Raw genomic sequence first — 26,935 nt, 5'->3', positions numbered from 1 at the left:
CTGCCGCGCTCCCTAGAAGATGCCGAGGGCCGTCGAGCCCAGCCGGACTATGGGTTGTTCTTCACCCGCGTCGCAGTCGTGCAGCGATGCGGCGGGGTAGACGGTGGCGAGCGATTCGAGGATTTCGATCAGCTTTCGCGCCGTGTCGCTGACCTGCGCGTGATCGGGACCCGGCGCGGCCTTGGCGTCGAGCCAGGCGTGGTAGGCGGCGTCGAGTTCGATCATCTGCCGCTGGCCAATCCAGCAGATTTTCACCTGCACGTGGGCCGGCGCTTCCTCGCGCATGGTGCGTTCCAGAAGCGAGCGGAAGTTCAGGTTGCGGAAGCGCTGCGGCCAGTACGGCAGCACCACCGAGACGCGGAACGAGTACGGGTCCTGTTCGCCGCAGAACCGGCAGTTTTCGTCCAGGCACACCTGCAGCAGCTCGTCGCCCTTGGCGAACGGCCGCAGCAGGATGTGCTCGATCAGGTGCATACCTTCCGAGTTGCACAGGTCGGAGGCGAGAATCTCGTCGTAGCGGTCGACGATCGCCCGCGCTGCCTGGTAGGCGTCGGCCTCGGTGTCGAAGGCGGTCCGGTGGGTCAGTGGTGTCGGGCCGGAAACGATGCGCAGGGTGAAGGTGGCGGCGCCCTGGGTTTCGGCGATCTCGAAGGCGGACTCCTCGCGCAGGCCCGGATAGACAGCGGCTGCGGCGGCCAGCGCGGCGTCGGTATCGGCGAAGGTTTCCTCGGAGGCGAACAGCAGCTGGTTGCCGGCGTTGCGGATCACCACCTGGAATGCGTCGCCGACCTTCAGGGTGCGGAAGAGCTTGTCGAAGTGCCCGGCGCAGTGCAGATCGCGCCGGGTCAGGTCGTCGATGCCGAGCAGCCGGCCGGCGCGGCGTTCCAGGCCGGAGATGTTGTCGCTGTCCCACACCCGCGCCGGGTCCTCCGGGCGGATATTGGCAGCCTGTCCGCGCTCGCGGGACAGGCGCGGGTACTCGGCGAGGAAGTCGATCTTGTCCTCGATCAGTTGGTCCGAGGTCTTCAGGCGGTCGCCGGAGAGACGGAACGACAGCAGCGCGTAGTCGGCGAAACGCTCGGCGAAGCGCGCGATCAGGTGGTCGAGCACGCGGTTGCGCCGTTCGAGGAAGCCTTCCTCGGTTTCGTTCAGGCGCACGCGGGCGATGTCGTCGGCCAGCGTGGCGTCGATGTAGAACTCGCTGTCGAAGTCGTCCAGCGAGCCGGCGATGCCGCTCAGGGGTGGGCTGAACCAGGTGCGGTCGAGAGTCTTGTCGAGGGAGTAGAGGCGGCGCAGGTTGGCCAGTTGACCGAGGTAGTCGGCCAGAATCTGGTCGAAGAAGGTCAGGTAACCCTTGAGCTGGCGCGCCTTGGCGATGCGTGCGGCGATGAGTTTGGCGGCCTCGGGGCCTTCGACACCCTCGGCACCTTCGGTGGGCGAGATGCGCGCCGTGCCGATCTTGTAGGTGGCCGGGAAGTCATGTTGCACGCTGTAGAAGGCGTCGGTGTTGCGCCAGCGTCCCAGCGGCACCGGCAGCACCTGGTCCGGCGGCACGTACAGCTCGCGGCGGTCGAGACCGCGCAGGTAGTCGAGGGTGCGCTGGAACTCGGTGACCTGCGCACGGTAGGGGATGCCGGCCTTGTGGAAGAGCAGCTTTGAGCCTTCCGTGTAGAACACCGGCTGATGGTCGGCGGGCACCGCCAGCGTCCACTTCACCGCGTTGCCGACGGGCTGGCCATCGCTGCCATAGACGCGCAGCTGCAGATTGCTGATCGCCTCCACGCCGTCGATGTCCACCACCAGGTTAATGATGTCGGAGGCTTGCACCTTGCGCCGTTGCTCGCTGTTGGCAAGGTCCTCGTCGGTGATGAAGCCGGGTTTGGTGAATACCGGCTGGCCGTTGCAGGTGAAGGCGAAATCGACGTAGGGGCCGTTGAATATCTCGTCGGGTTGGCGGCCCTCGCGGAGCATCTCTTCGAGGGTGCGGTAGCGCACCGGTGCCGACAGGTATTTCTCGATGGCGTGGAATACCTGGGCCTGCACCTGCTCCAGATCGGCGTCCGGCGTCACCTCGATATCGGCGCAGATGCCGATGCGGTAGGGGATCACCGTGGCGATGGAGAGGAAGTCCTCGCACAGCCCGCGATTGGCGTGCAGCACGCAGCGCACCGCGTCGAGGGACTGGACGCGGCGCTGCTGCTTGCGCCAGAACAGCGGCAGCAGGTCGTCGTCGGCGCTGGTCGCCAGCAGCACGTCGCGGATCGCCTGGGCGGTGATGTTCAGCGCCGGGCGGTCGGGGCGCGGTCGGTCCTCGATCACGCGGAGGGTGCAGGGCTTCAGGGTGAGCGTCTGGCCGCCGTCGAGGGTCAGGTTGAGGGTGGCGTTGAAGCCGCCCGGGGTCGAGGACACGCTGAGCGAATCGAGGCTGGCGAGGCCAGCGGCGAAGTCGATGCTGCCGGCGAGGAAGGCCGGGTCGGCGCAGTCGAAGGCCAGCACCGCACCCTTCAGCGGCCCACGGCGGACCTGGTAGAGCAGCGCCGACTCGTTCATCGATCCGAGCAGGTCGTCGATCTCCAGTTCCACCCGCACCTTGTACAGGCCGGAAAGTTTCACCGGATGGTTGGCCTGGTTCGCCGCGTTCTTCGCCTCGAAGCTCAGCGCGTCGGCCAGGCAGTCGGCGTACAGCGGCACTTCGGCGAGGCGGTAGTTGGCCGGCTCAGCCGGGTTCTGCATCGGGTCGAGCCAGGCGTTGCGCAGCCCTTCGATGCGAAGCAGCAGGCGGCGATAGTCGAAGATCGTGCGCGGCGCGGTGGTCAGCACCTCATGGGCCGGGGCGAGGCCGGAGAGGCTGGCCGGGTCCATTTTTCCATCCGGTCCGGTCATCAGGTCGACCGTGGCGAAGCGCGTGCGGTAGGTCAGGTCGGTCAGCGCGTAGCAGAGGATTTCCAGCGTGGTGATACCGGGGTCGTGCAGGTTGTGGTCGGTCCACAGCAGGCCGGACAGGCGCTGGAGATGCCCCAGTCCCTCGGCGCGCAGGTGGCTGTAGTCGAACGCGGGGGCCAGTTGCGGCTGGCGCGGGATGGAGGCTTCAGGCATTGCCGGGCACCTCGCTGATGCTGTGGCGGGCGGCGGATACCAGGATCGAGCGCGCCGTGGTGGCTTCGATCAGCTCCACGTCCACCGGCGTCCAGCTGCCGGCGGGGGCGGCGATGTCGACCTTGTGGTAGAGGCGGAACTCGGTGACGTAGTCCACCTGCGGCAGCTCCTCGACGAAGTCGATGATGGTGGATTTCCACAGCCGGCCGCCGAAGGTGATCTCGCCGCCGCCGGGACGCGACCAGGGCGTGAGGAAGCCGATCAACGCCTTGTTCAGCTCGTTGATGTAGAAGGCGATGTCGCCGATCCCGGGCATGAACTTCACCTTGAAATCCACCTGCACCTCCTCGAATTTCGGGTTCTGCACCTCCAGCCGCACGAACGGCGAGATGCGCCGGCGCAGGAAGGCATCGACCGCCGTCAGGGTTGCCTGGTCGGTGTATGGACGCAGCGGGTCGCGGGCGTTCTGGCCGTGGGTCCAGGGCACGGTGACCACGGTCACGGCACCGGGCATCAGCTCGTTGTCGGCGACTATCACGTTCTGCGCATTGCGCTCCAGTTCGGTGGTGCTCAGGCACTTCACCCGGTACAGCCGGGGGAAGGCCTCCAGCACCAGCGCCTCGTAATCCCACAGGGTCACCGCGCGGTCCTTGTGCCGCAGCCGCTCGCTGACGCGGGTGGCGAAGGCCCGATTGCCTTCCCGCGGGCGGCCGTCGAAGGAGCTGTAGGGCTGGGTGATCTTCTTGATCGCCAGTTCCGGCGTCGCCAGCTTGGCAATGCTGCCGGCCTGCAACGGGGTGGCGAGGAAGGCCGGGTCGTTGCCGCTGTCGATGAAGCTGGCGCGGGCGGCCTGGGCGTCCACCGAGAGCAGGCGGTTGAGCGCGTCGGCGTCGTGGCTGGCGGCGATGCGAATCCAGTGCAGGCCGGCGGGCAGCACGCGGTGATTCCGGTCCGCCGCTTCCGGCAGGTTCAGCCCGAGCACGCCGGAGCTGCTGAAGTTGTGCGTCTTGTCGTCGATGTCCTGCTCGTCCAGCGCCAGCCAGGTGTCGCCGTCGAGGTAGTGGAACTGTAGTGGCGGCGCCTGCTTCAACGGATCGCCGGAGCCGTCCGCCACCTGCACCAGCAGGGTCAGGCGGGCGGGGGCGGCGAAGTCCTGCACGCCGATCAGCAGCGCGCCCGCGAACGGCAGGGCGGGGAACAGGCGGCCGTCGGCAGTGCCATCGGAGAAGCCGAACGGGTGCAGCAGGGTGAAGTCCTCCACCGGGTCGCGGGTGGTCGCGTAGGCCGCTTCGAGGCGGGTGATCAGCGGGTTGTAGGGCTCGCGCGGGAGGCTCTGGGTGGTGAGGTTGACCGACGTGCTCGCTACATACGCGGCGCCGCCGGAAAGACCGATCAGCGCACGGGTGTTCTCGCGGACGAAGGCATTGTGGCCGAAGTCCACCGGCAGGCGCAGACGCACGAAGCCGTTCAGCGAGGTGGCGGTCAGCGGCTGGTTCTCCAGCGTCTGTTCGGTGAGGCCGTCGATCAGGTCGGCGCTCTTCATGGCGATTCCCACGCCGGTTTCGCCGAGACCGATATCGGTGTTGTTGGTCGGCTTTCGTCCCCGGCCGAAACGCCGCGAGGTCTTGCTGACGCTGCCCGGCACGGCGATCCACTTGCCGCCGCTGAGCACCGCCTCGCCGGGGTTGTAGCTGTCGGCCGAGCGGTTCCAGAAGTAGCCGGTGCTGCTGTAGCTGGTCGCCCAGTCGAGGCTCAGCGCCCAGTCGTCGATGGACTTGGAGAAGATTTCCGCCGAACCGACGATCCACTGCGCGCCGGCCAGCGGTTGCGCGCCGAATGGGGCGAACGGCTTGGCCACATCGACCACGCCGCCACCGGCGATCACCATCAGGTTCTTCAGGCCGGAGGCTTCGGTGGCGAGGGTCAGGCGGCTGGCACGGATGTCGCGCAGCACGGCGAAGGCGCGGGCGCTGGAGGATGCGGCGAAGTCGAAGGTGATTTCCGCCACCGGCACGCCCGGTGGGTAGTCGCCGCCGTGCAGCTTGGCGTCGAGCGGGACGATGGGCGGATCGTCGGGATCGAGGTCGAGGGTGATCTCCAGGATATGCAGGTCCTGGCTGCCGGTCTTCCTGTCGGCGAAGGCGTTGGGTTTCTTCTTCCGCGCATTGCTGGCGGCGGCCTTCGACTGGGCCTTGCTCTCAGGTCGGGTCGCTGCCTCTTCCGCCGGCTCGCTGAAGCTGTTGTCCAGCACCGTGCTGATCTGTGCCGTGCCGCTCAGTTCGAACCAGCCCTTTTCCCCGGTCAGCCGCACGACCCAGCGCGGGCTGATGGAGGTGCTCGCCAGCGGGCTCTTCAGTTCTGCACGGATGCTGATGCTGCGGGTGCCTTCGCGCAGGAACAGCTTGCGGTCGGCAACGGCGAAACCGATGCGCGCGGCGGGGCTGACTGATGGGCCGAAGGGCGGCCAGCTCGGCTCGTCCTTCGCCAGTTCCACTTCGCCAAGGCCATCCCGCGAGCGCACCACCAGCGCGGCCAGCGGTAGGCGGGTCGGCGCCGATGACGTGCCGCCGGCCAGCACCTGCAGGCCGCGCAGTTCGGCGACGCTGGCGCGGTTGACGACGATATCGTTGTCCAGCGCGTAGGACACCGGATTGCCCAGTGCGTCCTTGCCGGCGCGCAATAGCGTTCCGGCGCGCAGCAGGTGGGCTTCCACGCCTTTCGCCAGTTCGAACAACAGGTGCACGCGGTCCGGCTGCGCGGCGCGGTTGTCCAGGCGCAGCACTTCACGGAAGTAGAAGTCCAGATGGCGTTCGGTGAAGCGGTTCATTTCGCCACGGGCGTGCTGGAACAGCTTGAGGAAGGCCAGCCACAGGCCGTAGTTCGGCGCATGTCCGGCGAAGCTCGCCAGCGACTCCTCAAGGTGTGCGACGGCGTCGCGGCGGATGCGCTCCAGCGCCTGGTAGACGTGCTCCACCGCCGTGCTCAGCAGGTTGTAGCTGAGGGCGTCGTAGATCTGCTCGTACCGCTGGTTCGACTGGCCGATGGCGTCCACATAGGGCGACGGATCGGCGGCGGTGGCGGCGTACAGGGCAGCCCAGCCGGCCGCATCGACCTTGGCGAGAATCGAAACCGGCAGCGGCGCCACGGAAAACTCCGGCTGGCCGGCGATGGCCGCGGCGATGGTGGCGGATAGGCGCAGGCGCTTGTCGCCCGCAGCGCCGTCGATGTTGTAGTCGGCCGGCAACAGCGGGTCGTCGGCAAACACCTCGTTGCCGATACCGAGGCTGGCGTCGAAGCCGCCCTTGTACCAGCCGATCAGCCCGCCCAACGGCTCGGCCAGGTCGCGGGCGGCGAGTTCGATCAGGGTGGCACTGAATGGATGGTCGGCGGGCAGGCGCTCATGGTGGCGGCCGGCGATCTGCAGCAGCACCAGCGGCAGGTGGAAGGCGAGGCGCATGTGCGTGGCGAGTTGCGCCGAGTCGCGGGCGGGGTCGGCCTTCAACCAGTTCTCCAGATCGAGCTGGGTGCCGCGGAAGGCGTCCACCGGCAGTTTGGCCAGTGCGGCGAGGCTGGCGGTGACGTCGCTTTCGAAGAACGCGGTCCAGTCGCCGGCTTTCGCATTGCCGGCGTCGTAGTACTGGATGTGTTTGGCGAAGCGCTGGCCGAACAGGATCAGGTCGGGCAGGTCGCGCTCGTCGGGAAGGAAGTGGTCGGTGGCGAGTTCGGCACGGATGCGGCCGTCCTGGGTCGTGCCGGAGCGAACCAGCGGATTCCCTTTCGCGCAGGTCACGGTCTCAGCCCTCGTTCAGGTAGTAGGGGTAGACGAAGTTGAAGCGCGAATTGGAGCCGCGCACCTTGTAGCCGATGGCGATCAGCAGGCGGCCGGCGAGCGGGTCCGGCTCGACGGTGATCTGGTCGGCGTCGATGCGCGCCTCGTGGTAGATGATCGCGGTGCGGATCAGGTTCTCCAGCCAGGCGATGCGCGAGGCGTTCATCACCTCGAACACCGAGCTGTCCAGCGCGCAGCCGAACAGCGGGTTCATGATCCGCTCGCCGAGGGCGGTGCTAAAGATGATCCGCAGGCTTTCCTCGATATCGCGGATGCCGCTGCTCATGCTCACGCTGGCGGCCTTCTTGTCGAAGGCCGGCGGAAAGCTCCAGCCGCTGCCGATGAAGGGATCTTCCAATGCCATAGCGCTGCTCCTAGCCGATCATCACGGTGAAGTCGCCGAGCACGATGCTGCCGCCGTGGGCCGTGCTGTCTCCCATCCGCGCTGCCGGCTTGCCGCCGATCATCACCGTGGCGGAGCCAGCGATGATGCTGTCCGGCGGGCCGGAGCAGCTGGCGCTGTCGCCCACTACCGCGGCGGGCAGGCCGCCGATCAGCACGGTGGCGACGCCGGGGCCGAGCACCGGGCCGCCGACATGGGGCACGGTGCCGGTGACCATGGGGCAGACGTGCAGGTCGTTGATGCGCGCGGCGGGTGGCATGGCATTTCCCCCTTCAGTTGATCTGCACCAGCGAGCCTTTCACCACGGTGCTGGCGCTGGAGCTGACCTCCGCGCCGCCCGAGCCCTTGGCCTTGAAGCTGGCATTGGCCGACAGCTCGACGTTGGTGCCTTCGATCTTCACGTCGCCGGTGGCCTTGAGCGTGATATCGCCGGGGCTTTCCATGGCGATGCCGTCGGAATTCAGCTCGATCCTGTTGCCGTTCTGGTCCTCGACGAGGATCGACTTGCCGTCCTCGGAGAGCACGATCTTGTTGCCGGCCGGGGTGTCGATGGTGGCGATCACCTTGTCGTCGTCCCAGTGGATGCGCATGCCGGCGCGGGTGACGATGGCCTTCTCGTGGTTGTCGTTGGAACCGCTCAGCGGATTCGGCTTGGCGCTGGAATGCAGCGCGCCGAGGATCACCGGGTGGTGCGGGTCGCCGTCGAGGAAGCCGACCACCACCTCATCGTCCAGCTCCGGGCGGAACGAGGTGCTGCGCTTGTTGCCGGCATCCAGTAGCGCCTGCCGTGCCCAGACCAGCCCGTCGGTTTCGCTGATGGTGGCCAGGCGCACCTGGATGCGGTCCTCGCCGGCCGGGTCGCTTTCCAGCGCGGCCACCACGCCGATCTGCAACCCTGGCACCGGCGGGGCGATGCCGCCGGCAGCGGGGGCGGCCACCGGGTAGCGTTCGGCGTGGGCCTTCGGATCGGAGCCGATCAGCACTTCGCTGACCCAGTCGCCCCGGCCGAGGCGATGACGCACGCCGGAGACGAAGCCCAGCCCGTTGAAGCGGCTGCCGAAGCCGCCGAGGTCGATCAGCACGCCGGGCAGCAGGTCGGCGTTGCCCTGTACGCGCACGCGGCCGCGCACCGCAGCCCGCCGCGCGCGGCCCATGCCGGCGGCGGCCCACTGGTCGAGCATGGCCTGGTCCAGCGCGCCGGGGTGGCGCAGCGCCGAGCCCACGCCGCCGGTATTGGCGAGGTCGCTGCCGGGGATGTCGCCGGGGCCGGGGGTGGCCACGTCGTCGGACTGGCTGGTGACGAGTTCCTGGTTGGCCATGTCCCAGGCGCCGGTCTCGACGGCGCTGAACTGGGTTTCCGCGTCCAGCTCCAGTTCGGCGGAGAACAGCCCCTGGCCGAATACCGCCGAGACGGCCGCCGCACCGGCGACGGCGGGTGGCGCGACGCTGACCTTGCCGTCGACGCAGATCACCGCGAAACCGGCCATTTCCGCGCGCATCACCAGGAAGTCCCAGTCGCTGGCCTGATGCTGCACCACCTGCGGATGCTTGAGGCTGGTCGAGGTGACGTCGGCGGTCAGTCCTGCGTTCAGGCCGATGACCTGCTCCATCACCTCGGAATCGGTGAGGTCGCTGAAGTTCCGCGAGCGTCGGCCGAGGGTCATGCGGAACACCGGGTCGCGCAGTTCCACGGTCAGCCGCGAGCCGCCACGCTGGTCGACCTCGATGCGCTGGCGGACGACGAGCCCCTTGAACAGCGTGCTTTCTTCGGAGGAATAGCCGCCGAGGATTTCCACCTCGACACCGGGGATCAGCGTGGCTTCCTCGGAGCGGGCGAAGGTCTGCTTGGCCGCATCACCGTCGAGCAGCACGACGGTTGCCTTCGGCACGCGATTCGCTTCTCGGCGGATCTCGACCGAGACGATCTCGTACTCTGCGCCCAGCGCGGTACCGTCGGCCTTCACCGTGAAGGTGGTGAGGTTGGTGGCGCGGGTATCGAACTCGGGCAGTCCGGGCATCGCGTCACCTCACCGGTGGCAGGTACAGCGCGCTGCCCGGGGCGAGCCGGCGCACGGTGTCGAGCTGGTTGGCTTCGGCGACACTCAGGTAGTGTGCCGGGTCCTTGTAGACGTCGTAGACCAGCTTGGACAGGTGCTCGCCCTCACGCACTTGATGGGCGTGCTCGATGTCCGGCGAAGCGAGGTTCTTCAGCAGTTCGCCGAAGCCCTTCGGCGTGTGCTCGCGGAAGGTAACCGACATGCTCGCGCGCAGCGGCAGGCCGGCGGGGGAGAACAGCTTGTAGGCGACCGAGTAGCTTTCCAGCACCGTGGTCACCAGCAGCCGTCCCCACACCAGCATGAGGAAGCGCGGCCTGTGCACGTTGCCGGCGAAGCCGACGGTGAGCTTGAACAACTCGATCTGCGCGACCACCGAGAGGCCGGTGGAGGGCGCCACCGCATCCAACGCGCCGGCCGGCGGCGGGGCGGGGGAGACGCCGGTGCCGTCGAGCAGCAGCTCGAAGCTGTACTTCTTCGGATTGACCCGCTCGAACTTCGCTTCCGATCCGGCCGAACCCTGTGGCGGCTCGTCGGGGCCGTACTTGAATTCGGTGGTGTCGGTATAGGTTTCCGGGTTGAACTGCACGATGAAGGGCGGCCCGGCCGGTGGGCCCATGGCGCCCTCGGAATCCTCGAAGGGGATGATGGTCAGCTTGAGCAGCGCGCCGTCCATGGGTCAGCGCTCCCCGATCCGGTCGAGTTCGCGTTCCAGGTAGTCGATCACCCGCTGGGTCACTTCGGCCACCAGCGCTTCGCGATCCACCGGCGTGCCGGTCGTCTGCGCCGGCTGTTGCCCGGAAGCCGGCAACGGTTGATCGACGGTGCTGCGGATCACCACCTCATTGATGAAGACTGGCATCGCTCTTTCCTTAGTCGACGCGGAAGTACTGGTAGGCGAGCTCCAGGGTTTCCACGACGATCTCCGAGGACTCGGCGCTGAAGTCCGAGATCACCCACTTCTTCGGCCAGGCGCCGACCACCGTGTAGGTCTGCAGCGGCGCGTGGGTTTCGTCGAGCAGCGTCACCCACACCGTCACCGGCTGCACCACCAGGTTGTGCACGGCGTCCAGCACCCACTTGCGCAGCCCGGAGTCCACCAGCAGGCCGCGCTTGAGGACGAGATCGGGATAGCGTCCGCGTACCGGCAGCTTGTGCGAGAAGCGGTTCTCGCCGCCCTCGTTGTAGGCGAACTCCTCCAGCTCCATGGTCAGCCCGGAAACATCGCGGAAGCGCACATCGCGCTCCGTCGCCCCGGGCACGTCGAAGCGGGCGTTGAAGTGGAAGCCGACCGGTGGCAGGTAGACGCTCATGGCGCCGCTACTCGTTCTGGATGGACAGGCCGTCATGGGCCAGTTCGATGGACTCGATGGCGATCTCGTTGCCGTCGGCCTTGAGGTCGGTGGAACCGATCTTGGTCGGCCAGGCGTTCTTGATCTTCCACACCATCACCGGCTCGTGCGCCTCGTTGAGCAGGCTGACGATCACGTCACGGCGCTCCACGGTGTTCAGCGACACGGTGTTCCACCAGTTGAAGTAGTCGTTGTCCGACTTGAACACGCCGCGCTTCATGGTGACGTTGGGGTACTTCTGCATGCCCGGAATCTTCAGCTTGGAAAACTCGCGCAGCGCGCCGTCGCGGTATTCGATGACCTCGGTCTCCACGTCGAGCCCGGAGATTTCGGTGAAGCCGATGCGCGCGCCACCCCATTGGACCTGGAAGTGGAATTTTGGAAGCGGGTAATCGCTCATTACGTATCCCTCCAGGCGTTAGGCTTCAGGCATCTTCTGCATGAAGCGCAGGACGATGAATTCGGCGGGGCGGACGATGGCCAGGTGCACCTCGACGATCATCAGGCCGTTGAGGATGTCGTCGGCGCTCATGGTCTGGCCGAGCCCGACCACCACGCGGAACGCCTGCTCCGGCTTGGCGCCCATCAGCGCGCCGTCGCGCCACTGGTTGATCAGGAAGTTCTCGATCATGGTCCGCGTCTTGACCCAGGTGTTGGCGTCGTTGGGCTCGAAGACGAACACACCGACCGCCTTGCGCACCGACTCCTCGACGAAGTTGGCGAAGCGCCGCACGTTGATGTAGCGCCACTCGTTGTCGTTGCCCGCCAGCGTGCGGCCGCCCCAGACCAGCGTGCCCTTGCCGAAGAAGGCGCGGATGACGTTCACCGACTTGCCGGTGGTGGCATCGATGTTGAGGCCATCCTGCAGGTCGTTGGTGGCATTCACCGCCGGGCCGAGCACCAGGCTCAAGCCGACGTTGGCCGGCGCCTTCCACACGCCGCGGGTGCGGTCCACCTGGGCATACACGCCGGCGATGGCGCCGGATGGCGGCAGGGTCACGTAGGCTTCCGCGATGAAGGCCTGGATCGCCGAGTAGACGGCGGTTTCCTTGCCCTTGATGTCGAGGGTGCCGTCATTGAGCTTCTTGCCGGCGGCGTTGGTCACCGGCGTCGAGGTCTCGCCGCCATTGTCGGCCACCGTGACCGTGTTGAAGGCGGTGAGGGTGACATTGGCATCGGCGCTGGCGAACGGGATGTTGGTGTTCACGTAGGGGAAGTACGCGGCGCCGTACTTGAGGAACTCCACGGTGTTCTTGGTCACCTTGGCGCGGAAGTTGGTGGTCACCTTGGCATTGTCGTCGGTGCCGCCGACCACTGCGTTGCGCACGTCGGCGATGGTGAAGCGGTCCTGGGTCTTGTTGCAGCTGGTCAGGGCGGCGTCGACTACCGAGCCGTAGTCACCGTCGTTGGCCAGCTTCACCGCGTCGGGGAACACCAGCAGGGTCGGCTCGTCCACCGCTTCCAGCGCGGTGATTGCATCGGTGAAGGCGCTCTTGCTGGCGTTGCCGTAGGCACCCACCGAGTAGACGTAGCAGGGCCCGCCGCCGTTGGCGAAGTACAGCTGCATGGCGTAATGGAGGAACTGCGCGGGCACTGCCGGCTTGCTGGTCCAGCTCACCGCCACGCCGAGCAGCTGGCCGCCGGCGGTGACGCGCTTGTTCACGCTGATCGCCATGTCCTGCACCGGCGGCTTGCCGAACCAGGCTTCGTATTCCAACAGGGAGGTGAGGCGGACGGCGGTTTTGGTCAGGTCTTCGCCCTGCTTGCCGACAGCTTTCTCGGTGTAGCCGATGAAGGCGGGAATCGCCGTGGCGACCGGAGCGACCGAGGGCGGAAAGACGGGAATTTCCTCGACGTAGACACCTGGGGTGCTGTAGCTGGGCATGATGTGTCCCTTCGTTGGGGTGGATTGGGACTGCTGTATCCGGGCGGAGCGAAGGATTGCGGGTGTGAGGCTCTCAGGATCGTCGTCGGCCAGGTGCCGTCAGCGATGCGCGGGCGGAGAGGGCGGGGCGGCTCATTCGATCACCTGGTTCAGTACGATGGTGGTGACTTCCGGCGCATCCTCGATCTCGTCGCGCTGCACCCTGAGCATCCGCACCTTGTAGACCACCGAGGGGAAGTAGGCGTCGCCGAGCACGCCCCAGAGGTTGTTGAGCTGTTCGAAGTTCATGTTGACCATCTCGAACACCAGCTTTTCCAGCGACGGCGGAAAGGGCGTAGCGCCCGGCCCGGACTGAGACGCGGCGGAGAACCAGCGTCTGGACTGGAACAGCTCGATGGTCTTCGAGAGGTGGATGAGGCTGGTTTCGTAGGGGTCGAACTTGAAGGCGATCAGCAGGTAGAGATTGAGGAACACTGGTGGCTCGATGTAGCGGGACTTGCCTAGGCGCTTCTCGACATGCGGCGTGTTGCGCAGGACCGGTTCTTCCTCAATGTTGATCATCGAGATGTAGGCGCCGAAGGCGCTGGCTTCCTCCGCCAGCTTGCGCGCCGAGTTGGCGATGACGTCGCCATTGGCCACACCAAGGTGGCGGCGCACTTCCTTGCGGATGAACTCGACTGCGTCAGCGATCATGGGCCAGATCCCTCTGTGGAGTGTCGCGAGCCCGTCCTACAACTTGGGACTTGGTATAGGACCGGGGCCTGGCTCCGTCAATTTCTCGGCGAGACCGGAACCCGCCAGGAACGTGCGTTTGTGGCTTTTTGATATCCCGCGTAAGGGCCGATTCCCGTAGCGTCCTGGTTTGCGCAGGGTGGAAAACGCCGTTTGTCCGGAAGGTGTTTTCGCCTCTTTTCGAGGCATCGTGGAGCAGAGCGGAGAGAGGCATCGCGCAATCGCCTGTTACAGCATTCGGCGATATTTTTTACGCCCGGATTATTGCCGATGACCTGGCCGGGCACTTCGGCATTGTGAGTCGCCCCGGGTTTCGTGGAGGCCTCAACTCTTGAGCAGATGAGGTCATGAGCAAGATCACGACCTATTCCCCCGAAATTCGCGAGCATGCTGTACGCATGATTCTGGAACACCTGAATGAGTCCCCCTCGGAGTGGGCGGCCATCGAGGCCATAGCCCCCAGGATTGACTGCGCTGCGCAAGCCCTGCGTGGCTGGATTCGCCGGCATCAGACCGACGCTGGGCAGCGCCCTGGCGCGACCACCGAAGAGCGTGAATGCATCAAGGTGCTTTAGCGAGAAAATCGCGAGCTGTGCAAAGCGAACGAGACCCTGCGCCTGGCCAGTGCGTATTTTGCCCAGGCGGCGCTCGACCGCCGTATGAAGTCCTGAAGGCGTTTTTCGATCACTATCGTGTCCGTCTCGAGGGCGAGTCGATCTGTCGTGTCCGGCGTGATGAGCTGCTGAGTCTGGAAGTCAAACGTGGAAAAACTGCGAGGCTGTCGAGATGGCGACCTTGAGATGGGGGCGCCGGCACAACCATGACCGTCCGCTGAGCTCGATCGGCTCTATCCCACCTGCGGAGGCTGAGGCAAATCCACCGGCAGCAAAGAAATCAGGCCATGGCGGCCTGGCTTGAACGAAGCGGCCTCCACGAAACCTGGGGCGATTCAGGTAGCGCTCCCACAACACCGGCCGTTGATGTGGAAGGTCGCTTCGCTCCTCTGCACTGAGGGCAGAATTCGCTAATGCATCGACGATTTTGCTGTCGATCCTGTGGAACTCGCGTTCAATCCATCTCAGGACTCCAGATCCCTGGAGCCAGGGCAAAGCGAAGCAAAAGCATCCAAACAAAAAGATCGTCGATATGAACGTGGCTAGATTTAGCAGGCCTTGGCACCACAAATTCAGGAGTACCTGGCACGGAATCCAAGCAATGAGGGCAAGGTAGCCGGACTGCGAGGTCGGGGAGTTCCAGAAGGAGGGGAGGTAGGGTTTTCTTCGCATGGCGGTTCCTTTGGTTGATAGGAACCTCATGCTGGCAAATTCACGAAATGGATGCATCCGAACTGGGGGCACTTGCGTGGACTTGCCCCTATCAAACCGGACACCGTTACCCCGTTAAGTTGATGCCTCAGCCAGGCGCCTGAGCTCGCGAGGTGATCGGTAGTTCAGTGCGCTGTGCGGATGTTCCTCGTTGAAATGCTCGAAGGCGATGGCCAGGTTGCGCAGGGCCGTCACTCGATCGGGCTTGGGCATATGGCGGATGTAATCGCGCTTCATGGTCTTCACGAAGCTCTCCGCCATGGCGTTGCTCTGCGGGCTGCACACCGGTGTTGTCAGGGGCAGCAGGCCGATCTGCCGGGCAAAGGTCCGGGTCTGTTCGGCGGTATAGGCCGAGCCGTTATCGCTCAGCCATTGCACCGGCGACGCCGGCAGTTAGCTGCCGAAGCGTTGCTCGATGGCCTCCAGCATCACGTCGCGGACATCGTCGCCGCTGTAGCCGTTTGGGCTGGCGACCCAACTGATGGCCTCGCGGTCGCAGCAGTCCAGGGCGAAGGTCGCGCGCAGTTTTTCACCGTCCTCGCAGCGGAACTCGAAGCCATCCGAACACCAGCGGGTATTGCTCGTGTCCACGGCGACGCGACCTTTGTGACGCCGCGCCACCTCCGGTTGTTTGCGCCGGCGTTCCAGCAACAGATCGTGGTCTCGCATGACGCGGTACACCCGCTTCACGTTGACCGGTGGCTGGGCCTGCTGCTCATGCTGGCGACGCAGTAACCCCCAGACCCGGCGATAGCCATAGCTGGGCAACGCGCCGACGGCCTGCTTGATCTGCTCGATCAGGGCCGCATCGTTTAGCGTCCTGCGGCGACGCGGCTGCGGCCCCCCGGAGCGGGCTTTTTTGTCGGCAGTGGATCAGTTCACCACGTTGCGCACGAAGCGCAGCAGGCGGTCGCCGAGGTTGTGGTAGGCGAAGGGGCGGTTGCTCTTGAACACGTGGAAGCCCCCGGCTTCGACTTGCACGCGCTCGCCGTCGATCTCCAGGGTCAGGCTGCCCTCGATGACGTAGACCATGTCGTGCCAGCCCTCGGCGTCAGGCTCGGAGCGGTAGTGCTCGCCCGGCGCCAGCGACCAGTGCCAGAGCTCGGCCTGGCGGCTGGCCGGGGTGCTGGCCAGCAGGGTGCCGCGGCTTTGCGGCGAGCGGCCGACCCAGGCCACAGCATCGACGCGGGCGAGGTCGACGGTCTGCGGCGGCCGCACCAGGTCGGCGAAGGTGACGTCGAGCGCGGCGGCGATGCGGTCGAGGGTGGCCAGGCTGACATTGGTGTCGCCAGCCTCGATGCCGACCAGCATGCGTCGGCTGACCCCGCTGCTCTTGGCCAGCGCGTCCTGGCTGAGGTCGGCAGCGCGGCGCAGGTTCTTCACGTTGTCGGCGACGTGGACCAGCACGCTGGGGCGTTCGGTAGAGTTGGGCAATATATTGCTCATTGGTCCGATTTTGCGCATTATGTTGCACATAAGCATACGCCAGGACACTGGCTACGGTTCAACCCTTTTGGTCGCCTTCCATGCCTCGCTCCCGTTTTGCCTCGCTGTTCTACCCGGTCGCCGTGCTGATGGTGTCCATGGCCTCGATCCAGAGCGGAGCGTCCCTGGCGAAGAGCCTGTTCCCGGTGCTCGGGGCCCAGGGCGTGACTGCCATGCGCCTGACCTTCGCCGCGATCATCCTGCTGGTGCTGCTGCGCCCATGGCGCCAGCCCATCGCGCGCAAGTCCTGGGCTTCGCTGCTGGCCTACGGCATCACCCTCGGGGGCATGAATCTGATGTTCTACATGGCGCTGCGCACGGTGCCGCTGGGCGTTGCAGTAGCCCTGGAATTCACCGGGCCGCTGGCGGTGGCGCTGTATTTCTCTCGCAAGGCGCTCGACTTCCTGTGGATCGCCATCGCCGTGTTCGGCCTCTGGCTGCTGTTGCCCATCGGCAACCTGGGGCAGGGCGTCGACCCCACTGGCGCCGCGCTGGCCTTGGCGGCAGGCGTGTGCTGGGGGCTGTACATCATCTTCGGCCAGCGCGCCGGCTCCGACCACGGCACCCAGGGTGCGGCCCTGGGCGTGACCATCGCTGCGGTGTTCATCGCACCCATCGGCATCGTGCATGCCGGCACCGCGCTGCTCGATCTTCATCTGCTGCCGGCGCTGCTCGGCGTGGCAGTGCTCTCCAGCGCCTTGCCCTACACCCTGGAAATGGTCGCCCTGACTCGTCTGCCGGCGCGCACCTTTGGCACCCTGATGAGCATCGAGCCGGCCTTCGGCGCGCTCTCCGGGTTGATCTTCCTCGGCGAGCAACTGACCTTCCTGCAATGGCTGGCAATCGCCGCGATCATCGTCGCTTCGGTCGGCACCACCCTCAGCAGCCAGCCCGCGCAGCCGGTGCTGAACGCGCCGGCGCCGGACTGACTCAGGCCGGCGTGGCCTCCCGGGCGCGTGGGTAGTCGGTGTAGCCGGCCTCGCTGCCGCCGAAGTATTTGCTGCGATCGCCAGCGGCCAAGGGCAGGTCGTGGCGCAGGCGTTCGGGCAGGTCAGGGTTGGCGATGAACGGCCGGCCGAATCCGATCAGGTCCGCCCAGCCCTTGGCCAGGGCTTCCTCGGCGCGGTCCTTGGTGTAGGCGCCGGAGTAGATCAGCGTGCCGCCGTAGGCGATGCGCAGTGCTTCCTTGAAGGCAGCTGGCATGTGCGGCGCGTCTTCCCAGTCGGCTTCGGCGATGTGGATGTAGGCCACGCCAATCGAGTCGAGCAGCTTCGCGGCCGCCAGGTAGGTGGCTTGCGGGGTATCGTCCACCGCGCCCTGCAGCGTGGTCAACGGCGCCAGACGCACACCGATGCGCTCCTTGCCGACCACCGCCGTTACCGCTTCGACCACTTCGCGGAGGAAGCGCAGGCGATTGCTCAACGAACCGCCGTACTCGTCGCTGCGGTCGTTTACCTGCGAATCGATGAACTGGTTGATGAGATAGCCATTGGCGCCGTGCAGCTCGACCCCATCGAAGCCGGCGTCCAGTGCGTTCTGCGCAGCGCGGGCGTAGTCCTGGACGATCCCGGCGATCTCTTCGGTGCGCAGGGCGCGCGGCGCCGAGTGCTGGATCATCTCGCCGGCCCCGGCTTGCGGGCCGTGCCCTTGCGGATCGATGAAGACCTTCACGCCTTCGGCGCTCCGGCTGGTCGAGGAAATCGGCGCCTGGTTGTCCGGCTGCAGCGACTCATGCGACACCCGGCCAACGTGCCAGAGCTGGGCGAAGATGCGCCCGCCGGCGGCATGCACGGCCTCGGTGACCTGGCGCCAGCCGGCGACCTGCTCGGCGCTGTAGATACCCGGGGTCCATGCGTAGCCCTGGCCCTGGCGGCTGATCTGGGTGCCTTCGGAAACGATCAGGCCGGCGCTGGCGCGTTGCGCGTAATAGCGGGCCATCAGGGGCGTGGCGACTTCGCCGGCGGCCGCGCGCGAGCGGGTCATCGGCGGCATGACGATGCGGTTGGGCAGTTGCAGTTGGCCGAGTTCGAAAGGACGGAACAGCATGGCGACAATCTCCTGTAGGGGCCGGCCGGCGCTGTGGCGGCGACGCTGGCGGGAAGGCATGGGCGCATTATTCCGTCGTCGATTCGTGCGAAAAACGCTAGCTACGGCAAATGAGTCTTGAGACAGGTTCACGAATGCCGGTCCGCCAAGGGCTCCTGCATCCGAAGGCACACGCGACGATACCCGCGGTGTCGCGGGGTATCGTTGGATGCAGGAAGGAATGACGTGCTGCCTTGACCGCAGCGCCGGGGCTAGGCGTCCAGGTGCCCGCGCAGGCGTTCCTGGATGAAGTCGAGGAAGCACTGGATGCGCAGCGCCAGCTGCGAGTTCCGGTAGTACACCGCGTTGATCGGCTGGCGAGCCTCCCGCATGGCCTGCGGCAGTACCTTGACCAGGCGCCCGGCGGTGATGTCGGCGCAGGTCATGAAACCGGCCAGGCAGACGATGCCCTGGCCAGCCAGGGCCAACTGGCGCAGGGTTTCGCCGCTGGAGGCGGAGAGGTCGGGGGTGATCGCCAGGGTATCGCCTCCCGCATGCTGCAGCGGCCAGACGTTCAGGGTTTCCGGCTGGGTGAATCCGAGCAGGCTGTGGCCGGCCAGCGCCTCGACGCTCTTGGGCGTGCCATGGCGCTCCAGGTAGGCCGGGCTCGCCAGCAGGTTCAGGCAGCTGCTGCCCAGCGACCGGGCGTGCAGGCTGGAATCGCTCAGCGCGCCGATGCGGATGGCGACGTCGGTGCTCTGTTCCAGCAGGTCGATGTTCAGGTCGTTGGTGTTCAGCTGCAGTTCGATGTCCGGGTAGAGCTGGCGGAACTCATCTATATGCGGCACCACTGCGTGCAGCATGAAGGGCGAGGCGGCGTTGATCCGCAGGCGCCCGGAGGGGCGCTGCTGGCGCAGCGCCAGGCGCTCCTCGAGGTCTTCCATCTGCGCCAGGATGTGCCGCGCGCTGTCCAGGAAGAACTGCCCCTCTTCGGTAAGCTTCATGCGCCGCGTGGTGCGATTGAGCAGGGTGGTGCCGAGCTTCTCTTCCAGCCGCGCCAGCGTGCGGCTGACCGCCGAAGCGGTGAGGCCGAGCTGGTCGGCGGCGGCGGTGATGGAGCCGCTGTCGATGACGGTGGTGAAGGTGCGGAGTTCGTCGGATTGGACTTTCATCGTGGCCCTTGGGACGGATGCTTTGCGTAGGAGCGAGCTTGCTCGCGAACAGTCCTCTCGCTCCTTTGCTAATTTCGTCATCCCCGCGAACGCGGGGACCCAGAAACGCCTTGTTCGGTGTAGCGCGCCGCTTCTGTGTGCTCTGAGAGTTCTTGTTTCGCCTCTCGGCGAGTCACTTCTTTCAAACGCCAAAGAAGTAACCAAGAACGCTTGCCGCGACATACGGGTCCGGCAAGCCGGACTTCCCTCGCACATTCCCACGCACCCGGAGGCCCGCCCCGAGGGTACGTCCCTGTAGCCCTCGGGGCTCTCGCGACATCCATGTCGCTCAACCTCCTCTGCGTGGGCTTTGCTCGGCCTCCTGTAAGGGGCGTTCCGGAGTGCGTGGACGTTTCTCTGGAAGTCCCAAGAGCGAAGCGCGTATGCGCTTTTCGTAGGAGTGGCGGTTTCTCAGAACGTCCCCGGATAAGCGCCGCCGTCGAGCAGCAGGTTCTGCCCGGTGAGGTAGCCGGCGTGGGCGCTGCAGAGGAAGGCGCAGAAGGCGCCGAACTCGTCCGGGTGGCCGAAGCGTCCGGCGGGGATCGCCTGCAGCCATTCGCCGACCTTGGCGTTGTCGTCGCCCATGCCCTTGCGCAGGCGATCGGTGTCGAACGAGCCGGGCAGCAGGGCGTTGAGCGTGACGTTGCGCGCGGCCAGGCGCGGCTGCCGGGCGAGGCCGGCGATGAAGCCGGTGAGGCCGCTGCGGGCGCCGTTGGACAGGCCGAGGATGTCGATCGGCGCCTTCACGGCCGAGGAGGTGATGTTCACGATGCGGCCGAAACCGCGCTCGGCCATGCCATCCACCGTGGCCTTGATCAGCTCGATGGGCGTGAGCATGTTCAGCTCCAGGGCGGCCAGCCAGTCTTCGCGGCCCCAGTCGCGGAAATCGCCGGGCGGCGGGCCGCCGGCATTGTTGACCAAGATGTCGACCTGCGGGCAGGCCGCCAGCAGCGCGACGCGTACGTCCGCCTGGCCGACGTCGCCGGGGACGCAGCGTACTTCGATGTTCGGGTTGTGCTGGCGCAGTTCCACGGCGGTGGCTTCCAGCGCATCGGCGCCGCGAGCGTTGATCACCAGGTTCACGCCTTCGCCGGCCAGCGCCTTCGCGCAACCCTTGCCGAGGCCCTTGCTGGCGGCGCAGACCACCGCCCAACGTCCAGCGATACCGAGATCCATGGGACTTCTCCAAATCGGTTGAGAGTGCGGCCAAGACGGCCGGGTCTTCCATTTACCCGTGCCGTCGTCGCCGTGCAAGCGGCTTCGCCTCAGTCCCAGGTCGGGGCCAGGCCGGCCGGGCTGGTGATGCGCTCGTTGCGCTCCAGCGCGGCGATGGCGGCCATGTCCGCCTCGCTCAGGCGCAGTTCGCGGGCAGCGAGGTTGCTGGCCAGGTTGGCGCGCTTGGTCGAGGACGGGATCACCGCACAGCCCAGCTGCATCGCCCAGGCGAGCACCACCTGCGCCGGTGTGGCGCCGTGGCGCTGGGCGATCTCGCCGATCACTGCGTCGCCCAGGACCTTGCCGTAGCCAAGGGTCATGTAGGAAGTGATGTGGATGCCGTGGCGCTGGGCGAACTCGACCACCTTGCGGTTCTGCAGGTAGGGGTGCAGTTCCACCTGGTTGGTGACGATGACGCCACTGCCGACTGCGTCGAGGGCTTCCTGCATCAGGGCGACGGTGAAGTTCGATACGCCGATCTGCCGGGCCAGGCCGCGCTCCTGCGCTTCGGCGAGGGCACTCATGTATTCGCCGACCGGCACCGCGCTATTGGGCGAGGGCCAGTGGATCAGGAGCAGGTCGACGTGGTCGGTCTGCAGCTTGCCCAGGCTGTCTTCCAGGCTGGGGATCAGCTTGTCGCGGGAGAGGTTCTCGGTCCAGATCTTGGTGGTCAGGAACAGCTCACTGCGGGCCACGCCGCTGGCGCTCAGGGCCTGGCCGACGGCGGCTTCGTTGCCGTAGATCTGCGCGGTGTCGACGGCGCGATAGCCCAGCTCCAATGCGTTGGATACCGAGTCGATGACCACTTGGTCCTTGAGGCGGAAGGTGCCGAGGCCGAGGTCGGGAATGTTCATGGAAATCTCCTTTGGGTCTTGCTTCAGTTCGCCGCCAGGGCGGCTTCGGTAGCTTCGTTGCGGCGGTCGAGTCGGCCACTGAGGACGGTCAGGGCGAAGGCGCCGAGGGTGACCAGCGCGGCGATCCAGGGCGTATGGCCCAGGCCCAGGTGGCTCACCACCAGGGCGCCGCCCCAGGACCCGCCGGCCACGCCGAGGTTGAAGGCGGCGATGTTGAAGCCCGAGGCCACGTCCACCGCGTCCGGCGCCACGCGCTCGGCCTGTTGCACGACATACACCTGCAGGCCGGGCACGTTGCCGAAGGCTACGGCGCCCCAGGCCAGCACGGTCAGCACCACCAGCACCGGGTGCGGCGCGGTGAAGGTCAGCACCAGCAACACGGCGGCGAGCAGCAGGAAGATGGTCTTCAGCGCGCTCACCGGGCCCTTGCTGTCGGCCAGGCGTCCGCCCCAGATATTGCCGACCGCTACCGAGACACCGTAGGCCAGCAGCACCAGGCCGACCATGTTCGGGGCAAATCCGGCGACGTCCTGCAGGATGGGCGCGAGGAAGGTGAAGGCGATCAGCGAGCCGCCATAGCCCACGGCGGTCATCGCGTAGACCAGCAGCAGACGCGGTTGCAGCAGCACACGGGCCTGGCGCAGCAGCGGCGCCGGCGGGCTGTGCTGGATGTTCTTCGGCACGAACAGCAGTGCGCCAATCAATGCCACCAGGCCGAAGGCGCTGACCACCAGGAAGGTGGTACGCCAGCCGAAGTGCTGGCCGATGAAGGTGCCCAGCGGGATACCGGTGACGAAGGCCACGGTCATGCCGCTGAACATGGTGGCGATGGCGCTCGCGGCCTTGTCCTTGCTCACCAGGTTGGTGGCGATGATCGAACCGACCGAGAAGAACACGCCATGGGCGAGGCCGGTGAGGATGCGCGCGACGATCAGCGACTCGTAGGTCGGCGCCTGCCAGGCAACCAGGTTGCCGGCGGTGAACAGCGCCATCAGGCCGACCAACAACAGCTTGCGAGGCACACGGCCGGTGAGCGCGGTCAGCAGCGGCGCGCCGATGGCGACGCTGAGCGCGTAGAGGCTAACGAGCAGTCCGGCGGAGGGTAGGGTGACGCCGAGGTCCCCGGCGATGGTCGGGATCAGGCCGACGATGACGAATTCCGTCGTGCCGATGGCAAAGGCGCTCAAGGTAAGCGCCAGCAAGGCGAGGGGCATGGTTCGCTCCAGTGGAAGGGGGTTCACTGGGGCGCAGTATCCGGATCTCGACTGCTGAGAAAAACGCCGGTAGCGACAAAGGATATTTGATTTGGAATCAGGAGTAGCGCGTGCCGCAGCAGGCGCGGATCTTATCCGCGAATACTCCGACCCCTCGTACCCACGTTGAACGCCGCTCCCTCTCCTCAGCCCTCTCCCGCAAGCGGGAGAGGGAGCCATACGGCGTTGGTGGTGATACCGGCGTCATCCCGTAGGAGCGGACCTTGTCCGCGAACTTCCCGCGCCAATCTCACCTGTAGGAGCGCGCCATGCGCGCGATTCGCGGCCATGGGCCGCTCCTACAGATTCCGTCCGCGCTTTCTCTACAGCCATGAAAAAGCCCCGCGCTAGGCGGGGCTTCCTTATATAGCGAACGCTCGGCTCAGTTGCCGGCTGCAGCCGCGGCTGCCTGCTCGGTCAGGGTCTCGGTGTGGTCGCCGTGGTTCTTGCTGAACTGCGGGGCCAGGGAGCCGATGACCATGCCGAGGGCGCTGCACAGCAGGCCGACCAGTTGCGGCGGCCAGAAGTCGCCTTCCTGGTAGCCCATCTCCAGCGACACCCAGCCGATCAGGCCGAAGGCGATGGCGGTCAGGGCGCCCTGGGTGGTCGCGCGCTTCCAGAACAGGCCGAAGAACAGCGGCACCACGGCGGCGACCAGGGTCACCTTGTAGGCGTTGCCGACCATCTCGTAGATGCTGGCGTTGGAGTACAGGGCGAACACGCAGGTGGCGACGGTCATGGCCAGTACGCTGATACGCATCAGCTTCAGGGCCTGATGGTCGTTCAGGTGCGGCAGCATCGGCTTGAGGATGTTCTCGGTCAGGGTCACCGACGGGGCCAGCAGGGCGCCGGAGGCCGAGGACATGATCGCCGAGAGCAGGGCGCCGAAGAACATGATCTGGGCGAACATCGGGGTACGTTCCATGATCAGGTGCGGCAGGATCTGCTGGGCATCTTCGTTCAGCCAATGCTTGACCATCTCCGGGTCGATCATCGACGCGGCGTAGGTCAGGAAGATCGGCAGCATGCAGAAGGCGAGGTAGCAGGTGGCACCGGTCATGGTGGCGCGCGAGGCGATCTTCTCGGTCTTGGCCGACATCACGCGGGCATAAACGTCCTGCTGCGGAATCGAACCGAACATCATGGTCACAGCCGCGCCGATGAACGCCACTATGTCCTTGGCCGAGGTGCCTTGCAGGAAGTGGAACTTGCCTTCGGCCGCCGCATGGCTGATCACCGCTTGCGGGCCGCCGGCCAGGTCGCCGATCAGCCAGACCAGGTAGAACAGGCCGCAGACGATGATGATCATCTGCAGGAAGTCGGTCAGGGCCACGGACCACATACCGCCGAACAGCGTGTGCAGCAACACGATCACGGTGCCGAGCAGCATGCCCTGGGTGGTGGTGATGGCGCCGTCGGAGAGCACGCTGAAGCATACGCCCAGGGCGGTCAGCTGGGCGGCAACCCAACCCATGTAGGAAATGATGATCACCAGGCTGGTGAAGATTTCCACGTGCTGGCCGAAGCGCTTGCGGAAGAAGTCACCGATGGTCATCAGGTTCATGCGGTACAGCGGACGGGCGAACACAAGGCCGACCAGCATCAGGCAACCGAAGGAGCCGAACGGGTCTTCGATAATCCCGGCGAAGCCTTCCTGGAGGAAGGTGGCGGGAATGCCCAGAACCGCTTCGGAGCCGAACCAGGTGGCGAACACCATGGTCACGACCAGCGGGAAGGACATGCTACGGCCGGCGGAGGCGTAGTCGGCGGCGTTCTTTACACGGGTGGCGGCGTAGATGCCGACGATGACGGTGATCAGCAGGTAGATCGAGACAAACCAGATCAACATGATGGTTTCGTTTCTTCCATTGGCTGGCCAGGCACGCAGGGTAGGGCGACACAGCTGGCACGTTTTTGTTTTTGGACATGGCGTCCCGGCTCGCACCGGAACCCGGTTGGCAGTGATGTGGCCTGCCCCCGGTTCGCAACGGGCGAGCAGTCTGCCAAAGACGTAAAATATGTCAAACAATTACAAAGGGTCTGAATGAAAAAAATGACAGCTGGACGGGCTTGATTCCGATAAGTGGTTGATTTAGCGCTTTATCGGCAGCTGAGTGGTCGGAAACTTTTTACAGTGGGTGTTCGATAAGAAGAACGATTGTCCGGCGGCTCTGGCCTGCGGGATGCCGCTGGGGTTTGTCGCGCCGGCGGGTATGGAAAACCGCCCGCAGCCAGTAGAATCGCGGTTTTGCGCACAAGGACGCCCCATGAGCCACTACCAGCCCGGCATTCTCGCCACCCCGGTTCCCAGCCAGGCCCGTCACCTGTTCTTCGACCTGCAGTCTGTCGAGCATTTGCCGGCCGCCCTCGACCGTCTGCAACGCCTGGTCGATGGCATGGGCGCCGTGGTCGGCTTCGGCGAGTCCCTGGTGCGTGCCTTGGGGCAACGAATCGAAGGCCTGCGCGATTTCCCGGCAATCTCCGGAATTGGCGTCGACAACCCCTCCACCCAGCACGCGCTGTGGATCTGGCTGCGCGGCACCGAGCGTGGCGAGTTGCTGCTGCGCACCCATGAACTGCAGCGCGAACTGGCGCCGGCACTGGAACTGGTGGATGCGACCGAAGGCTTCCGTCACGGAGCCGGCCATGATCTGACCGGCTATGAAGACGGCACCGAGAACCCGCAAGACGAAGATGCGATCGGCGCCGCGATAGTCGCCGGCAGCGGTCGTGGTCTCGACGGCGGCAGCTTCGCCGCGATCCAGAAATGGCGGCATCAGCTGCAGATGTTCGCCGCCCTGCCGCAGGCCGAGCAGGACGACATCATCGGCCGGCGCAAGAGCGACAACGAGGAACTGGAAGAGGCGCCGGAGTCGGCCCACGTCAAGCGCACCGCCCAGGAGAGCTTCGAGCCGGAGGCCTTCGTGGTACGCCGTTCGATGCCTTGGACCGAAGGCAACGACGCAGGGCTGATGTTCCTGGCCTTCGGTTGCACCCTAGATGCCTTCGAGGTGCAACTGCGGCGCATGAGCGGCCTGGAAGACGGCATCGTCGACGCCCTCTACCGCTTCAGCCGGCCGCTCACGGGCGGTTACTACTGGTGCGCGCCGTGCAATGCCGGTGTCCTCGACCTGAGCGCGCTGCTGTCGACCTGAAGCAATTCGCCGGGCCCTGGTGCCCGGCATTCTCTCAGCGGCTCAGATGAATGCGCATCTGGGTATAACCGTTGACGAAGCGACCGGTGCTACCGAAGGCGGCGTAGCGGAAGGCGCGGTGGCTCGAGGTCGCCGCGTTGCAATGCAGCCCGCGCAATTTTCGGTAGGCGGTTCGGTAGTGGTGCAGGAAGTTTTGCAAGGCGGCATCTCCATATGCGGGGTCCAGGTATGGCCCGAAGGGGCGCTGCAAGCCTTTTGGGCTTCGTGAGCCATTAAATTGGCGTCAATGACCTGTTTTATTTGGCTTGCTTAAGAATCGCCGTAATTTTGTCGCCTTGTAATGGCCTTTGGCAATCGTGTGCTGAGCTTATTCGCTCGAACAAGAGCGAATGTTCCGACAAGAAGCAGAGAATGCGCTGGTAGACGCGGAGGCTTGACGGCGCTCCTGCGCTTCGCCTAAGTTAACCGCCATGCATCGCACATCCCTGAACGTCCGCCAGATCATTATTACCGCCATTACGCAATTGGCGGGTTAGCCGACGTCCACCGAACCCGCCCTGGAGGCGGGTTCTTTCTGAGACTGTCTCCCGGGCCCCGAACGAAGCGCCCAGCAGGAGACAGGCAATGAGCCCCCACAGCGTCACCCAGGCCATCGAACAGGCGGATCGACTGATCAACGCCCGGCAGTTCGACCCCCTAATGGATTTCTATACCGACGACGCCACCCTGGTGCTGCGCCCGGGCCTCAGCGTCTGCGGCAAGGCGCAGATCCGCCGTGCCTTCGACGCCATCGACCTGTACTTCCACGGTTGCCTGCAGGTCCGCCAGGCCGCCATGGAAGTGCTGGAGGCGGGCGACACCGCGCTCGTCCTGGCGCGCACCCTGGTGGCTGGCGAAACCGAAGAGGGCCCGCAGGTGCAGGCGCGCAAGGCGACCTACGTGTTCCGTCGCGAAGCCGACGGCCAATGGCGTTGCGCGGTCGACAACTCCTACGGCAGCGACCTTCTCGATGGCGCGCCCACTGGCAGCCGAACCCGGGGGATGACCGCATGAGCCAGGAT

At 65.8% G+C, this 26,935-nt stretch carries 22 protein-coding genes, 2 pseudogenes and 1 other annotated feature; of the genes and pseudogenes, 4 read left to right on the top strand and 20 right to left on the bottom strand.

The window, feature by feature from the left end; translation table 11 throughout:
- Positions 1–12 precede the first annotated feature (12 nt).
- From ACA097_RS27640 to ACA097_RS27590, 11 genes are all read right to left on the bottom strand, one after another.
- Positions 13–3,096 carry a hypothetical protein gene (locus tag ACA097_RS27640; protein WP_371367498.1) on the bottom strand — a complete coding sequence of 1,028 codons (3,084 nt, stop codon included), beginning with the start codon at positions 3,094–3,096 and terminating at the stop codon, positions 13–15.
- Positions 3,089–6,886: a hypothetical protein gene (locus tag ACA097_RS27635; RefSeq protein ID WP_371367496.1), complete on the bottom strand. Its 3,798-nt coding sequence runs from the start codon at positions 6,884–6,886 to the stop codon at positions 3,089–3,091. Before ACA097_RS27635 ends, ACA097_RS27640 begins: the two co-directional genes overlap by 8 nt.
- A 4-nt stretch (positions 6,887–6,890) precedes the next feature.
- Positions 6,891–7,289: a GPW/gp25 family protein gene (locus tag ACA097_RS27630; RefSeq protein WP_201752572.1), complete on the bottom strand. Its 399-nt coding sequence runs from the start codon at positions 7,287–7,289 to the stop codon at positions 6,891–6,893.
- 10 nt (positions 7,290–7,299) lie between these two features.
- The gene (locus ACA097_RS27625; RefSeq protein ID WP_371367494.1) at positions 7,300–7,587 is read right to left on the bottom strand and encodes a PAAR domain-containing protein; all 288 of its coding nucleotides are present in this window, start codon (positions 7,585–7,587) and stop codon (positions 7,300–7,302) included.
- A 13-nt stretch (positions 7,588–7,600) separates the two neighbouring features.
- On the bottom strand, positions 7,601–9,346 hold the full coding sequence (vgrG, locus tag ACA097_RS27620) for a type VI secretion system tip protein VgrG (RefSeq protein ID WP_371367492.1): 1,746 nt from the start codon (positions 9,344–9,346) through the stop codon (positions 7,601–7,603).
- Positions 9,347–9,350: 4 nt separating this feature from the next.
- The gene (locus ACA097_RS27615; RefSeq protein WP_043252297.1) at positions 9,351–10,058 is read right to left on the bottom strand and encodes a hypothetical protein; all 708 of its coding nucleotides are present in this window, start codon (positions 10,056–10,058) and stop codon (positions 9,351–9,353) included.
- Positions 10,059–10,061: 3 nt separating this feature from the next.
- Complete coding sequence (locus ACA097_RS27610) at positions 10,062–10,244, bottom strand: DUF5908 family protein (protein ID WP_160287072.1); 183 nt, start codon at positions 10,242–10,244, stop codon at positions 10,062–10,064.
- A gap of 10 nt (positions 10,245–10,254) precedes the next feature.
- Complete coding sequence (locus tag ACA097_RS27605) at positions 10,255–10,695, bottom strand: phage tail protein (RefSeq protein WP_043252300.1); 441 nt, start codon at positions 10,693–10,695, stop codon at positions 10,255–10,257.
- A gap of 7 nt (positions 10,696–10,702) precedes the next feature.
- On the bottom strand, positions 10,703–11,134 hold the full coding sequence (locus tag ACA097_RS27600; RefSeq protein WP_043252302.1) for a phage tail protein: 432 nt from the start codon (positions 11,132–11,134) through the stop codon (positions 10,703–10,705).
- A gap of 18 nt (positions 11,135–11,152) precedes the next feature.
- Complete coding sequence (locus tag ACA097_RS27595) at positions 11,153–12,619, bottom strand: phage tail sheath family protein (protein ID WP_371367489.1); 1,467 nt, start codon at positions 12,617–12,619, stop codon at positions 11,153–11,155.
- Between the two features lie 132 nt (positions 12,620–12,751).
- Positions 12,752–13,312, bottom strand: coding sequence for a DUF4255 domain-containing protein (locus tag ACA097_RS27590; protein ID WP_160287074.1), 561 nt, complete (start codon positions 13,310–13,312; stop codon positions 12,752–12,754).
- Between the two features lie 386 nt (positions 13,313–13,698).
- Between ACA097_RS27590 and ACA097_RS27585 the strand changes: the two are divergent.
- Positions 13,699–14,078: pseudogene (locus ACA097_RS27585) on the top strand (transposase); the annotation flags it as partial.
- Positions 13,977–14,095: a sequence feature (AL1L pseudoknot), on the top strand. (Overlaps the previous pseudogene by 102 nt.)
- Positions 14,096–14,751: 656 nt before the next feature.
- Here ACA097_RS27585 and ACA097_RS27580 read toward each other — a convergent pair.
- Both ACA097_RS27580 and ACA097_RS27575 read right to left on the bottom strand, forming a co-directional pair.
- A pseudogene (locus tag ACA097_RS27580) lies at positions 14,752–15,507 on the bottom strand (IS3 family transposase); the annotation flags it as partial.
- 42 nt (positions 15,508–15,549) lie between these two features.
- Positions 15,550–16,152 carry a helix-turn-helix domain-containing protein gene (locus ACA097_RS27575; RefSeq protein ID WP_371367487.1) on the bottom strand — a complete coding sequence of 201 codons (603 nt, stop codon included), beginning with the start codon at positions 16,150–16,152 and terminating at the stop codon, positions 15,550–15,552.
- 50 nt (positions 16,153–16,202) lie between these two features.
- Between ACA097_RS27575 and rhtA the strand changes: the two genes are divergently transcribed.
- On the top strand, positions 16,203–17,090 hold the full coding sequence (gene rhtA, locus ACA097_RS27570; RefSeq protein WP_043252306.1) for a threonine/homoserine exporter RhtA: 888 nt from the start codon (positions 16,203–16,205) through the stop codon (positions 17,088–17,090).
- A gap of 1 nt (position 17,091) precedes the next feature.
- Here rhtA and ACA097_RS27565 read toward each other — a convergent pair whose 3' ends face one another.
- The 6 genes from ACA097_RS27565 to ACA097_RS27540 form a co-directional block, all read right to left on the bottom strand.
- Complete coding sequence (locus tag ACA097_RS27565) at positions 17,092–18,207, bottom strand: alkene reductase (RefSeq protein ID WP_371367485.1); 1,116 nt, start codon at positions 18,205–18,207, stop codon at positions 17,092–17,094.
- A 251-nt stretch (positions 18,208–18,458) separates the two neighbouring features.
- A complete protein-coding gene (locus ACA097_RS27560; RefSeq protein WP_371367483.1) occupies positions 18,459–19,358 on the bottom strand; it encodes a LysR family transcriptional regulator in 900 nt (299 codons plus the stop codon).
- Between the two features lie 450 nt (positions 19,359–19,808).
- Positions 19,809–20,573: an SDR family oxidoreductase gene (locus ACA097_RS27555; RefSeq protein ID WP_371367481.1), complete on the bottom strand. Its 765-nt coding sequence runs from the start codon at positions 20,571–20,573 to the stop codon at positions 19,809–19,811.
- An 89-nt stretch (positions 20,574–20,662) separates the two neighbouring features.
- Positions 20,663–21,466 (bottom strand): 2,5-didehydrogluconate reductase DkgB, encoded by an 804-nt coding sequence (gene dkgB / locus ACA097_RS27550; RefSeq protein WP_371367479.1) that lies wholly within the window; start codon positions 21,464–21,466, stop codon positions 20,663–20,665.
- Positions 21,467–21,489: 23 nt separating this feature from the next.
- Complete coding sequence (locus tag ACA097_RS27545) at positions 21,490–22,680, bottom strand: MFS transporter (RefSeq protein ID WP_371367477.1); 1,191 nt, start codon at positions 22,678–22,680, stop codon at positions 21,490–21,492.
- A 421-nt stretch (positions 22,681–23,101) separates the two neighbouring features.
- Complete coding sequence (locus ACA097_RS27540) at positions 23,102–24,568, bottom strand: sodium:solute symporter family protein (RefSeq protein ID WP_043252315.1); 1,467 nt, start codon at positions 24,566–24,568, stop codon at positions 23,102–23,104.
- A 418-nt stretch (positions 24,569–24,986) separates the two neighbouring features.
- Between ACA097_RS27540 and ACA097_RS27535 the strand changes: the two genes are divergently transcribed.
- A complete protein-coding gene (locus tag ACA097_RS27535) occupies positions 24,987–25,874 on the top strand; it encodes a Dyp-type peroxidase (protein WP_371367475.1) in 888 nt (295 codons plus the stop codon).
- A 34-nt stretch (positions 25,875–25,908) separates the two neighbouring features.
- Here the strand turns inward: ACA097_RS27535 and ACA097_RS27530 are convergent, their stop codons facing one another.
- Positions 25,909–26,073, bottom strand: coding sequence for a hypothetical protein (locus ACA097_RS27530; RefSeq protein ID WP_156958030.1), 165 nt, complete (start codon positions 26,071–26,073; stop codon positions 25,909–25,911).
- A 425-nt stretch (positions 26,074–26,498) separates the two neighbouring features.
- Between ACA097_RS27530 and ACA097_RS27525 the strand changes: the two genes are divergently transcribed.
- Complete coding sequence (locus ACA097_RS27525; protein WP_052355273.1) at positions 26,499–26,927, top strand: DUF4440 domain-containing protein; 429 nt, start codon at positions 26,499–26,501, stop codon at positions 26,925–26,927.
- The last annotated feature ends 8 nt before the right edge of the window (positions 26,928–26,935 follow it).

Origin of the sequence: Pseudomonas sp. QL9, from assembly GCF_041409665.1 — a bacterium.
In the GTDB taxonomy this organism is placed as follows: domain Bacteria; phylum Pseudomonadota; class Gammaproteobacteria; order Pseudomonadales; family Pseudomonadaceae; genus Pseudomonas; species Pseudomonas knackmussii.
The sequence above is the reverse complement of the archived record's forward strand: the minus strand, read 5'-3'. Positions and strand labels throughout refer to the sequence as shown.